The sequence below is a fragment of the Bariatricus sp. HCP28S3_D3 genome, assembly GCF_052065755.1.
Lineage (GTDB): Bacteria > Bacillota > Clostridia > Lachnospirales > Lachnospiraceae > Allocoprococcus.
Window position 1 is genome coordinate 19,923 of record NZ_JBQHTK010000037.1, and the last position, 7,999, is coordinate 27,921.

The 7,999-nt window shown below is 40.7% G+C and carries 8 protein-coding genes; 6 read left to right on the forward strand and 2 right to left on the reverse strand.

What is annotated here, in order from left to right; genetic code table 11:
- Positions 1–28: 28 nt before the first annotated feature.
- Complete coding sequence (locus tag ACTNB3_RS15640; protein WP_441026776.1) at positions 29–964, reverse strand: tyrosine-type recombinase/integrase; 936 nt, start codon at positions 962–964, stop codon at positions 29–31.
- 11 nt (positions 965–975) lie between these two features.
- Entirely contained in the window at positions 976–1,167 is a 192-nt protein-coding gene (locus ACTNB3_RS15645) for a DNA-binding protein (protein ID WP_119220032.1), read from the reverse strand.
- Between the two features lie 469 nt (positions 1,168–1,636).
- On the opposite strand from ACTNB3_RS15645, the gene ACTNB3_RS15650 reads away from it, so the two are divergent.
- From ACTNB3_RS15650 to ACTNB3_RS15675, 6 genes are all read left to right on the forward strand, one after another.
- Positions 1,637–2,797 carry a MarR family transcriptional regulator gene (locus ACTNB3_RS15650; RefSeq protein WP_441026779.1) on the forward strand — a complete coding sequence of 387 codons (1,161 nt, stop codon included), beginning with the start codon at positions 1,637–1,639 and terminating at the stop codon, positions 2,795–2,797.
- A gap of 1 nt (position 2,798) precedes the next feature.
- Entirely contained in the window at positions 2,799–3,329 is a 531-nt protein-coding gene (locus tag ACTNB3_RS15655; protein ID WP_287841277.1) for a hypothetical protein, read from the forward strand.
- A 245-nt stretch (positions 3,330–3,574) separates the two neighbouring features.
- The gene (locus ACTNB3_RS15660) at positions 3,575–4,111 is read left to right on the forward strand and encodes a DUF5697 family protein (RefSeq protein ID WP_347375436.1); all 537 of its coding nucleotides are present in this window, start codon (positions 3,575–3,577) and stop codon (positions 4,109–4,111) included.
- Entirely contained in the window at positions 4,108–4,779 is a 672-nt protein-coding gene (locus tag ACTNB3_RS15665) for a DUF6100 family protein (protein ID WP_441026782.1), read from the forward strand. The genes ACTNB3_RS15660 and ACTNB3_RS15665 overlap by 4 nt, the downstream gene beginning before the upstream one ends.
- Positions 4,780–4,918: 139 nt before the next feature.
- Positions 4,919–6,025 (forward strand): hypothetical protein, encoded by a 1,107-nt coding sequence (locus ACTNB3_RS15670; RefSeq protein ID WP_441026784.1) that lies wholly within the window; start codon positions 4,919–4,921, stop codon positions 6,023–6,025.
- Positions 6,015–7,976: a VirD4-like conjugal transfer protein, CD1115 family gene (locus ACTNB3_RS15675; protein ID WP_441026786.1), complete on the forward strand. Its 1,962-nt coding sequence runs from the start codon at positions 6,015–6,017 to the stop codon at positions 7,974–7,976. Before ACTNB3_RS15670 ends, ACTNB3_RS15675 begins: the two co-directional genes overlap by 11 nt.
- The last annotated feature ends 23 nt before the right edge of the window (positions 7,977–7,999 follow it).

Genomic DNA, 7,999 nt, shown 5'->3' on the forward strand with positions numbered 1-7,999 from the left:
GGTTTCAAGCCCACTTCTAAAAATATCCCTATGAAAGCGCAACATGGCTATGCCTTAAATCATGAATTCTAATTCTCTTAACTCCGCTTTCCTTCACTCCTCTGTCCATTTCGTGATGCAGGTAAGATTTTGAAATAGGAAAAATTCGATCTTCTTGCTCCAATCCATAAATACTATCAAGAAAATCTCTCATCTCCTTTGCAACTGTATCAGGCATTACAACTTTTCTAATACTCTTCTTTGTTTTTGGCTTCGTAATAACATCCTCACCTTTAATTCGCTGATAAGATTTTGTAATGGAAAGCGTATTTGTTTCAAAATCAATATCTGCAGGAGTAAGCGCTCTAAGTTCTCCCAAACGAATTCCACACCAATACAAAAGTTCAAATGCCATGTAAGAATATGTTTTATTTGCCATAGTTGGTATGAACTTCATGTACTCTTCTTTCGTCCAGAACAACATTTCATCAGAATCATATTGTCCTAACGCCCCTGCGATACGCACTGGGTTATTTGGCAATTGATAGAAACGTACTGCATGATTAAAAATGCTAGAAAGCTGAGCTTGTACTGTCTTGAGATAAGTCCCAGCGTATTCTCCGCCATTTTTTTTGCTAGCTTCTCTCATGGAATTTTGCCATTGGATAATATCTCTTGGTGTAATATCCCTCATTACAAGATTCTTGAAATAAGGTAATAGCTTTGTTTCAATTATGTGTTGCTTAGAGCACCAGGTATTATATCTGACCTTAGGCTTTATATCCTGCTCATATATTTTGTAAAAATCACCGAAAGTCATATCCAAACTACTTGCCTTTTGAAGTTTGAAATGAATTTCCCATTCCTGTGCTTCTTTCTTTGTTGCAAAACCGCGTTTCAACTTTCTGCATCTTTTCCCCGTCCAATCCACATATAAAACGGACGCGTACCATGTGCCACGATTTTTATCTTTGTAAACAGCCATCGCATTTCCTCCTATTCTTTTTCTACTAAGCCATAAAATCTTTCTTCAAAGTACTTTCTACTAACTCGACCGGTAACTGTTAAATAACCCTTTTCTTTTAGTTCCGAATTAAGTTCTTGAATCAAGCTATAGGCTTTGGATTTGGAAATGCCAACTATCTCTTTAATCTCATCAGCTGAGATAAAACTATCTGTTTTGTACATAATCAACCTCCTTGGTGCTGTATTTGTTATTTCAAAATACATTTGGGTTGAAAAATTCCTTATTACTAAACTCAACTGAAAAAAATGTGTTTTTTGGAAAAATGGATATGTTTTTAGAAAAGTGATGTCCAATTTGGACAAATGAAATTATTCAAAGATTTGTTTCTTGATATCTTTTGGCACTAAAAAGTGTATCAAAAGTGTATCACGAAGGCATAAAGAAAGCCCGAAACCCTTGATTTTACTGGATTTCAGGCTTTTGTGGTACTACTCAAACTCCAGTTTGACGGTAAGCAATATAAAGCAAAATCAACGATTTTAAGCCATTTTCAGGCAATATTGGATAGTTTGAAATAGTATGAAAAGATATCAAAAATGCAATAGAAATGCAATGAGGTGCACCTGATTCACTATCAAGGAATCGTCTCCGGAGGTACTTCAATACCTTTTTAGAATGTGAGGTTATTTTATGGACTATCAATTAGAATTAAAACAAATCGTGGATTTCCCACGTTGCAGAATCTACAGAGATTTTATACAATCACTTATCGCTGACAAGAGCATCCGGACAAACGGAGGCTCTTGTCTTTTTTACTATATCGTGCTTTGCTCTTATGCCAATTACCGCTCGTCTTATCGGCGAATGGAACACATCACCTACATGGTAGGTCCCGGCGAATGGATCTGTACCCTTTCAGATCTTCAAACATGGTTTCGCTGCCGGTTCCAGCATCAGGCAATCTCTATTTTAGATTTTCTGGTGAAGCAAAATTGCATTACATACTCTCTTCTTGGAAATAAGAAAATCGTAAAATTTAAGATCACTGACTGGGCAAAGGACAATACCATTCTGGAATACAACTGTCCCTGCAAAAAGGATGATGGATTTTTCTTTTTCCCTATTGCAAAAGTCCATGAACTTATCAGCCTGGGGAAATGCTCAGAGATGGATATGTTACTGGATATGTGGATTCATGCTATATACAATGATCCGACCGTACAAGGCTCATTCTCTGCGCCTGTTGTTTATTACCGAAATAACACATGCAATCCCCTGACCAGCTTCCAGTCACTTGGAGAACGTTGGGGACATTCAAAAACCACTATATCACGTATCTTAAAAAAATTTGAAGAGTTAAACTTCATCACTCTTGTTAGTTTCAAAGGCAAACATGGTAGCATGATCTATCTTAACTACTACCTGTCTGTAATGTTTGACATCAGTGATGTAATGATAGACAAGGAGGAAATCGCTATGAACATGCAACTGCCAATCCACGTACCTGAAATCGAAGAAGAAGTCTGCGTTTCAGAAACAGTTATAGAAGAACAAATCACCGTTCCAGAAAATGAGTCCTGCGTTCCGGTTTCTCACATGAAATTTATCATCAAAAAAGTCGCAGAACTACTGCAAACACAGGGGATTCCGTGTTGCGAATGCTCCAAAACCAGGTATATATTATCTCCTTTATCAGCCTGCATAGATACAGTAAATCAATATACACTAAGTATTATCTGTCCTTACGGAAAGGCTGCATATCGGTTTGAACTGACTGTCACGCCAGAAGAAAAACCTGCCGTTAGCCTGCCTGCTGAAACATATATGGCTACTGCGAAAGGGGGTGAATAGAATGGCTAGAAACAAAAAACAAAGCTATGCGACTCCTGAAGAAGATCCCCGCTTCCACGACACTTACAAGTTTCTGCGAAGATACCGAGATGCAACATACAGCTTGAAGGTAGTGGTTCGGCAGTTAGAAGCGCAATTCCGTATGGAATATGGAACCAGTGTGGATGATTTTTTAGATTCCGTTTATGCTGCAGGGATAGAATTATCCGGAACTGACATAGCAGAAAGGGCAAAAAGCATTGAGCGGAGTAACAAGATGTTAAAGCTATTAGATTCTTCCGTTGATCTTCTCCGTAACAATCATAAACACGGAGAACAGTATTACTGGATTCTCTATTATGCATTCCTGTCTCCACAGGAACTGAAAAACACGGATGAGATCCTTGAAAAGCTTGAACCGCATATCAGCAATATCTCTTACCGTACCTATTACCGGAAACGTCACGCAGCAATAGAAGCGCTGAGTACCATTCTCTGGGGTTTTACTGCGAAAGAAACCATTGAAATTTTGAATCAATTTTTTCCAGAATAGCTATCGTCACGAAAATGGCATAGTATTGGCCTGCTAATGCGATTGAAGGGAAAAAATACCCATGCTAAAATGAGTATTGCTTATAGTTTTCTTATTTACCAGCACCCTGACCGGTGCTTTTTTTGTACCCGAAAACCGTACTGACAGCAGGCCACTATCTGTACGTACCTCATACGCACAGAATCCTATACGCAAGCTATACGTATAAATATACGTACAATTCCAAATACGAAGGGAGACCATCTATGAAAACACGAGAACAGATATATAAAGGCGAAGGGGCAGCCCTTCTTCGGATTCTCACTACATATCACGCTTTGCATTATGAACAGGTGCTGCAGCTTTTTGATAAAAACAGAAATTCTATCAAATCTCTCATCACCAGTTTGACCAAACAGGGGCGGATTTACCATGATAAAGAACAGCATTTGCTATGCGACACTGAAGAGTCTGCTAATTCACCAGATATGGGAACTATTGCTGCCTTCTGGGTTCTGCTGGATTTTAAAAAGGCACTCATCTACCATACCAGCGGTGATTTTCCCGTTAAATTACATTTCTTTTCCCATGACGAAACCTATGAAATCATTTATGTTGCTAATGGGCAGGAAGCGTTGATGAACCATGTATTTGAAAGTATTCCTCCAAGGGAAGCATTACGAATCATCATCATTGAATCGGAAAAACAAGCGGGAAAACTTACGATTGATGGTGTGGTTGCCTACTGCATGGTCACCCCTGACGGCTCTGTCAGCTACTACCAAAAGAAAGAGGTTTCATGAACACAAATACAAGAATCATATTTCAGAGATTACAGGGTGTAGAAAGTGAAATAGAAAAACTCAGAAACATCCTTTTTGCGCTGAAAACTACAGACATTGAAAAATATGGTGCAAATTATGAAGCACTAAGCACCGATGCTGCCTTACGGTCAGAACGTATCACCTGCCAGCTCAGGAATCTGGTCTATATCACAGATTTCTCTGGCAAAAACAGTTATCTAAAACTTGCTGCAGATGCACAGGGAATCACCATTTCACAGGAACATGAGATTTTGTCTATTACCCTTCCCGGACTTCTTCCCAAAAGAAAAGTCCGCACTAATATGGCATTTCTTCATGAGCCCTTGAATTATGCTCTACAGGAATATGTAAAAAGCCATGACTTAGCTCTGTATAAAGACTGTGTGGTCTGCTTCAGCCAGATTTATGATCGTACTCTTTCCAGCCAAAGGGTACGTGACTATGACAATCTGGAATTCAAGCAGATTCTGGATACGATAGCAACTTACGTTTTATTGGACGATACCGGATTGTACTGTGATTCCTATCATACAACAGAATTTGGTAATGCAGATTCAACAGTTGTCTACATCATGGAGAAGTCTGCCTTTCCGGATTGGGTGAAAGCACATAAAGAGCTCTTGGAAACCATATCGGAAATTTCCTGATTTTCTTACCCTTATTTCCGACATAGGTAAAAAGAGAATGGAAGCATCATATTTCCATGCTTTTTCTACCAACTGACAAAAGCCATTTTACCCAAGTACAGGCTAACATCGGTAAAAAATGAATTGAGGTGATACTTATTTGCTAAGACCAGACACCCAGAAATTCAGGCTGCTGGAACTTATCGGAATCTGTGGGGAATTTCCTGCGGATCAACTGAATCGTCTTTTTACAAGTCCTTCTTATGCTGAAAAAATCATCACTGAACTGAAGGCCGAAAAGCTCATCCGTACTCACTATAAGGATAAACTCAGAGGATATCGACTGACCAAACGTTCCAAGGAACTGCTCCTCGCCTACTATCCTGACCGCTTCCAATGCTATCTATGTGGAAATACTGAGACTAATGTTATCCGAAGCGAACCGTCACGCCGCATCCGTCTTCATCAGAAGGCACAAACATACCTGACGTTACTCCATGCTGGAATCCCATTTTATCCGGATGGAAAACCACATATTTTTTCTGAAGAACGCGAAGCTGCTTCCATCCATATACGAAGCCTTCCTTTATTTTATTCTTCCAGAGAGATTAAAGAACTTGGAGCGGCAACAACAAAAATCAAAAATTCACGAAGTATGGGAATCCTGATGGCACCCCATTGCATCTACGTCATCTACAATACCGGAAGTGGAGTCCTCAAGTGGGAGTATAAAACTGAAGTGCGCCTCAATGCTTTCCTACAACATTATCTGCAGGGATATCCTTACTCCGGACATCCGAAAATTCGTGCAATTATGCTTGGTGACAATATGGAAACTGCTTTCAAACTGCTGACCAGCACTGGTGGCTACAAGCGAAGCCTCTTTATACTGGACACCTCGTTTGAACATTTCCATTATCTCCCCAACAATCTTCAGGGGGAAACATTGATGCAGCTATTAGCAAACCCGGCAATGACAAAACAGCTTAACGAATTATTACTATCGGATATGAACTCTCGCCAGGAAGAAATACCACTGGAGCATGATGCAGTAACCAAAGATGGAAACCCTGCACTTCTTGCTTATGATTTTGACATGCAGCGAATCAATCGATTCAATACCGGACTGAATGTTTACGGCCTACACGGAAACCTGATCTGTTTTGATTTCCAGATCCCAGTTCTCAAAGAATACCTCACAGCAGACATTCAATTCTCCAGTATTGACCTCAACAAATTCAGAAGGGGGTTTTTACATGAACCGTAAATGGTGGAAGCTTATCTATCTGCTTCCAATCTGCCTCTGCACGCTCTATGCTGGAGGCTATGTAGCACAATTTATTTATAACTACCAAACCTGGAGTGCTGCCGGAAACTTTGCTGGCAATGGTACTTACCCACAGACAGCCTCCCTACATCCAAAAGCCTGCCTTATGGCATTGACACGATTTCCATATAACCTGTATGGGATTTTTTCATGCCTTCTTGCCTTTGGTCTACTAACTTTCTTAGTGATGCGGATGGGATATGACAGAAATGGCGAAATTTTTGATAAAGAGCGAAATCTAAACTACTCTACCAAGGGTACCTATGGAACTTCCGGATTCATGACTCCGGATGAGATGCACAAAGTCCTGGAACTAACTGATCATGTGAAGAAAAATAAGGGAACAATTCTTGGCAAGCTAAATGGAAAAGCGGTTTGCCTTCCTTATGAAACACGCATGAATCGAAATGTTGCAGTTTACGGTGCTAGTGGTTCCATGAAATCCAGAGCTTATGCAAGGAATATGATTTTTCAATGCGTTACTCGTGGAGAAAGCCTGATTATAACCGATCCAAAATCAGAATTATATGAAAGTATGGCAGGATATCTGGAGAACGAAGGATATACTGTGCGGTGTTTCAATCTGGTCAACCCAGAAAACTCAGATGCCTGGAACTGTCTGCTGGAAATAGACGGTCAGGAAACTATGGCCCAGGTATTTTCGGATGTCATCATTCAAAATACCGGTTCTGCCAAAGGGGATCATTTCTGGGACAATGCAGAATTAAATCTTTTAAAAGCACTGGTTCTTTACGTGGAACAGGGATTCCCCCCAGAGTCCAAGAATATCGGTCAGGTTTATAAATTGTTGACGCTGAGTTCCGAAAAGGAACTAAATAGTCTTTTTGACCTGTTACCCGTATCCCATCCGGCAAAAGTCCCTTACTGCATCTATAAGCAGGCAAGTGATACGGTAAGATCCGGCGTGATCATCGGTCTGGGTGCCAGGCTGCAGGTTTTTCAGAATAAACTAATCCGGCAGATCACATCTTATGATGAGATTGACCTGACACTTCCAGGAAAAGAAAAATGTGCATACTTCTGCATCACTTCTGATCAGGACAGTGCCTTTGACTTCCTGTCATCCCTGTTCATGACTTTCGTGTTCATCAAACTGGTACGATTTGCAGATAAACATGGCACAAATGGGCGTTTGCCGGTCCCAGTTCATATCCTGGCAGACGAGCTTGCCAATACAGGTGCCATTCTGGAACTAAACAAAAAGATCAGCGTCTGCCGTTCAAGGGGACTAAGCATTTCCTGTATCTTTCAGAACCTGCCCCAGATGCAGAACCGTTATCCATATAACCAATGGCAGGAAATCATCGGGAACTGTGATACCCAATTATTCTTAGGATGTACAGATGAAGTCACTGCAGAATTCATCAGTGCCAGATCCGGAGATGTAACGGTAGGGGTTAGTTCTGAAGCCAAACAGCTCAATACTTGGCGGGTATCCGACTATTCTCCAGAATACAGAAAAACCCAATCCATTGGGAAACGCAAACTTTTAACTCCGGATGAAATTCTCCGTCTTCCACTGGATACCGCTCTGGTCATTCTACGCGGGCAAAAAGTTTTGAAAGTAGAAAAATATGATTATACCCTGCATCCAGATGCCAAAAAGCTTGTCACAAAGAAAGCATCGGAACATGTTCCAAAATGGCGAGAAAATGGACTGACAGAAGAATATGACTACCTCCCAAAGCCACAAGCAAAATCTCAGAAACGGCGCACATATACAACATCAAAAAAGACAAAAGAACCAGTCCTCCCGATTCAGAACCCCGTCTATCAGGAACCTGCATATTCCGCAAGAACTGCGCATCCGTTCCAGAGGAACGGAGCGCCATTCCGCTTCAAACTGAGCAAAGCTCAGCAGGTTGATTAATTACTATTGGTTATTCTGCGATC

Excerpts from the sequence above, each read along its gene's own strand:
- ACTNB3_RS15640 (WP_441026776.1), bottom strand. The coding sequence starts at position 964 with ATGGCTGTTTACAAAGATAAAAATCGTGGCACATGGTACGCGTCCGTT.
- ACTNB3_RS15675 (WP_441026786.1), top strand. The coding sequence starts at position 6,015 with ATGAACCGTAAATGGTGGAAGCTTATCTATCTGCTTCCAATCTGCCTC.
- ACTNB3_RS15645 (WP_119220032.1), bottom strand. The coding sequence starts at position 1,167 with ATGTACAAAACAGATAGTTTTATCTCAGCTGATGAGATTAAAGAGATA.
- ACTNB3_RS15655 (WP_287841277.1), top strand. The coding sequence starts at position 2,799 with ATGGCTAGAAACAAAAAACAAAGCTATGCGACTCCTGAAGAAGATCCC.
- ACTNB3_RS15660 (WP_347375436.1), top strand. The coding sequence starts at position 3,575 with ATGAAAACACGAGAACAGATATATAAAGGCGAAGGGGCAGCCCTTCTT.
- ACTNB3_RS15665 (WP_441026782.1), top strand. The coding sequence starts at position 4,108 with ATGAACACAAATACAAGAATCATATTTCAGAGATTACAGGGTGTAGAA.
- ACTNB3_RS15650 (WP_441026779.1), top strand. The coding sequence starts at position 1,637 with ATGGACTATCAATTAGAATTAAAACAAATCGTGGATTTCCCACGTTGC.